Source organism: Prevotella lacticifex (assembly GCF_019973375.1).
In the GTDB taxonomy this organism is placed as follows: Bacteria; Bacteroidota; Bacteroidia; order Bacteroidales; family Bacteroidaceae; genus Prevotella; species Prevotella lacticifex.
In genome coordinates this window covers 1-255 of the sequence record NZ_BPTV01000042.1, presented here as the reverse complement: position 1 = coordinate 255, position 255 = coordinate 1, and the positions used below count along the sequence as shown (strand labels likewise).

Genomic DNA, 255 nt, shown 5'->3' with positions numbered 1-255 from the left:
GAGCTATAGGACTGTTGTTCTACGACTCCGGGATGGCTCTGTCCAAGACCTGGGCATCAACAAAAAGCCCGGCTTCCTCTTTCTCGCTAATATCATAAAAAAGACAGAGGGTGAGAGGTACAAGAAGCAAGACCGGTTGCCTTAACTTATAAGATAACGTCTGTCGGACCAAACATAACGCTCCTCTCCAGAAAGGAGGTGTTCCAGCCGCACCTTCCGGTACGGCTACCTTGTTACGACTTAGCCCCAATTACC

The 255-nt window shown here is 49.4% G+C and carries 1 rRNA gene; it reads right to left on the bottom strand.

What is annotated here, in order from left to right:
• Positions 1-191: 191 nt before the first annotated feature.
• Positions 192-255, bottom strand: a 16S ribosomal RNA gene (locus tag LDN30_RS16315); the annotation flags it as partial.